General features: G+C 68.8%; 2 protein-coding genes. One reads left to right on the top strand and one right to left on the bottom strand.

Annotation, left to right across the window (positions count from 1 at the left end; genetic code table 11):
- Positions 1-20 precede the first annotated feature (20 nt).
- The gene (locus tag ACFWPJ_RS30150; RefSeq protein ID WP_378856506.1) at positions 21-1,163 is read right to left on the bottom strand and encodes a cystathionine gamma-synthase; all 1,143 of its coding nucleotides are present in this window, start codon (positions 1,161-1,163) and stop codon (positions 21-23) included.
- Between the two features lie 99 nt (positions 1,164-1,262).
- Here ACFWPJ_RS30150 and ACFWPJ_RS30145 point away from each other — a divergent pair, with 99 nt between their 5' ends.
- Positions 1,263-2,444, top strand: a complete 1,182-nt coding sequence (locus tag ACFWPJ_RS30145) for an acyl-CoA dehydrogenase family protein (RefSeq protein WP_378856504.1) — start codon at positions 1,263-1,265, stop codon at positions 2,442-2,444.
- The last annotated feature ends 130 nt before the right edge of the window (positions 2,445-2,574 follow it).

Below are 2,574 nucleotides of genomic sequence, written 5' to 3'. Positions count from 1 at the left end.
CGTCATGTATGGGGTCCCTGTCAGCTCAGCGCCTGCTCGACATCGGCGAGGAGATCGCTGATGTCTTCGATGCCGACCGACAGCCGGACCAGGTCGGCCGGGACCTCCAGCGCCGAACCCTCGGTGCTGGCGTGGGTCATCGCGCCCGGGTGCTCGATCAGCGACTCGATCCCGCCGAGCGACTCGGCCAGGGTGAAGATCCGGGTGCGCGAGCAGAACTTCAGCGCCGCCTCCCGGCCACCGGCCAGGCGCACCGAGATCATGCCGCCGCTGCGGCGCATCTGCTTCTGCGCGATCTCGTACCCGGGATGGGTGGGCAGGCCCGGGTAGATGACCTGCGAGATGGCCGGGTGGTTGGTGAGGAACTCCGCGATCACCTCGGCGTTGTCGCAGTGCTTCTCCATCCGCACGGCCAGCGTCTTGATGCCGCGCAGGGTGAGGAAGGCGTCGAACGGGCCGGGCACAGCGCCCGCGCCGTTCTGCAGGAACGCGAACGCGGTGTCGAGTTCCTTGCTGTTGGTGATCAGCGCGCCGCCGACGACATCGGAGTGACCGCCCAGGTACTTGGTGGTCGAGTGCACGACGATGTCGGCGCCGAGCAGCAGCGGCTGCTGCAGGTAGGGGGTGGCGAAGGTGTTGTCGACGACCAGCTTGGCGTCGGCCGCGTGCGCGATGTCGGCCAGCCCGGGGATGTCACCGATGCTCAGCAGCGGGTTGGTCGGAGTCTCGACCCACACCAGCTTGGTGTTGGGACGGATGGCCGCGCGCACCTCGTCGAGGTTCGCGATATGGGCGGGCGAGTGCTCGATCCCCCACTGGCTGAAGACCTTGTCGATGAGCCGGAAGGTGCCGCCGTAGGCGTCGTCGGGGATGACGATGTGGTCGCCGGGGCGCAGGGTGGCGCGCAGCGCGCAGTCGGTGGCCGCCATGCCGGAGGCGAAGGCCCGCGCGAAGCTGCCCGATTCGAGGGCGGCGAGGTTGGCTTCCAGTGCCGTGCGGGTCGGGTTGCCGGTGCGCGCGTATTCGTAGCCGCCGCGCATGCCGCCGACGCCGTCCTGGGCGAAGGTGGAGCTCGCGTAGATGGGCACATTGACCGCACCGGTCTGAGGATCGGGTTCATATCCGGCGTGGATGGCCCTGGTCGAGAATCCCAGCTCACTCATGTGCTCAGGCTAGTAGACCGGATTCGGGTCGAAGCGCTGGGGTATTGGCCGTGCACGAAGTGCCGGATTCGCCGTCGACGGCACAGTTAGGCTGACCCCATGGTGACTGTCGAAGAGTTGTTCGCGATCGATCCGTTGCTGTCGCAGGAGGAGCGCGAAATCCGCGACACCGTGGCCCGATTCGGCGAGCGCAGGCTGCGCCCGCACATCGCCGACTGGTTCGAGGACGGCACCTTCCCGGCCAGGGAAATCGCGCCCGAACTCGGCAAGCTCGGCCTGCTCGGCATGCACCTGGAGGGCTACGGCTGCGCCGGGTCGTCGGCCACCGCCTACGGGCTGGCGTGCCAGGAACTCGAGGCCGTCGATTCCGGCGTGCGCAGCATGGTGTCGGTGCAGGGCTCGCTGGCGATGTCGGCGATCCATTTCTTCGGTTCCGAGGAGCAGAAGCAGCAGTACCTGCCGGCGATGGCGGCCGGTGAGGTGATCGGCTGCTTCGGTCTCACCGAACCCGATTTCGGTTCCAACCCCGGCGGGATGCGCACCAGGGCCAAGCGCGACGGCGACGACTGGGTGCTCAACGGATCGAAGATGTGGATCACCAACGGGTCGGTCGCCGATATCGCGGTCGTCTGGGCCTATGCCGAGGAACCTGGCCAGGACAAGCCCCGGGTGCGCGGTTTCCTCGTGCCTGCTGGCACCCCCGGTTTCACCACCAGGGAGATCCATCGCAAGCTCTCGCTGCGCGCATCCCTCACGGCCGCATTGGATTTCGACGACGTGCGGCTGCCCGCCGATGCCGTGCTGCCCGAGTCGGGCGGCCTGAGTTCCCCGCTGGCCTGTCTGAGCGAGGCCCGCTTCGGCATCGTCTTCGGCGCGCTCGGCGCGGCCCGTGACTGCCTGGCCGCCGCGATCGACTACGCCCGCACCCGCGAGGTGTTCGACAAGCCGCTGGCCGCCTACCAGCTCACCCAGGCCAAGCTCGCCGATATGGCGCTGGAACTCGGCAAGGGCCAGTTGCTGGCGCTGCACCTGGGCCGGTTGAAGGATCGGCACGAGATCACCGGCGAGCAGATCAGCGCGGGCAAGCTGAACAGCACCCGCGAGGCCATCGCCATCGCCCGCGAGTGCCGAACCATCCTCGGCGCCAACGGGATCACCCTCGACTACCCGGTGCTGCGGCACGCCAACAACCTGGAGTCGGTGCTCACCTACGAGGGCACCGCCGAGGTGCATCAGCTGGTGCTGGGCAAGGCGCTCACCGACGCCAACGCGTTCCGGTAGTTCGATGCGCGCCGGTCGGTTCTGCCGCCGACCGGCACACCCGCCCAGGAACCGGCGACGGGCGCGGGGGGGTGAGTCCGCCCCCCCATGGGCTTTGCCCGGCCGCGCCCACCACCCGCGCGCCCCCCGG

This window comes from Nocardia sp. NPDC058497 (assembly GCF_042720195.1).
Lineage (GTDB): Bacteria > Actinomycetota > Actinomycetes > Mycobacteriales > Mycobacteriaceae > Nocardia.
This window is presented reverse-complemented; position numbering and strand designations above follow the sequence as displayed.